Origin of the sequence: Streptomyces sp. WM6386 (genome assembly GCF_000972385.1) — a bacterium.
In the GTDB taxonomy this organism is placed as follows: Bacteria; Actinomycetota; Actinomycetes; order Streptomycetales; family Streptomycetaceae; genus Streptomyces.
The window spans coordinates 1-507 of record NZ_JXTE01000443.1 but is presented as its reverse complement, the minus strand read 5'-3'; the positions used below and the strand labels follow the sequence as shown (position 1 = coordinate 507).

Below are 507 nucleotides of genomic sequence, written 5' to 3'. Positions count from 1 at the left end.
AAGCTCTCCTTGGGGGTTCGGTCTACGGGGGGGGGTCCCCATTCGGTGAACGCCCCGTCGGCGCCCCGCCATATGGGGTTGCGCCAGCGGTGTCCGGTCTCGGCGGCGTGGCGTACCGCCTTCTCATCGATCTCGACGCCTAGGCCCGGGCGGGCCGAGGCGACGGCATACCCGTTCTGGAACCGGAAGGGTTCGGGGTCCATCACGTACTCCAGCAGGTCGGCCTGCTGGTTGTAGTGGATGCCCATGCTCTGTTCCTGGATGAGGAAGTTCGGCACGGAGAAGGCGATCTGGAGGCTGGCGGCCAGGGCGATCGGGCCGAGGGGGCAGTGGGGCGCCATCGTGACGTCGTACGTCTCGGCCATGGCCGCGATGCGACGCACCTCGGAGATACCGCCGGCGTGCGACAGGTCGGGCTGGGCCACGGCGATACCGCCGGCCAGTACCTCGCGGAAGTCCCAGCGGGAGTAGAGGCGTTCGCCGGCCGCAAGGGGAATGCTCGTGGAC

1 protein-coding gene is annotated in these 507 nt (G+C 69.0%); it reads right to left on the bottom strand.

All coding sequences use genetic code 11. From position 1 onward, the window contains the following. Nucleotides 1-507, bottom strand: a 507-nt coding sequence (locus TN53_RS42160; protein WP_324609659.1) for an enolase C-terminal domain-like protein, incomplete at both ends; no start/stop codon positions are given.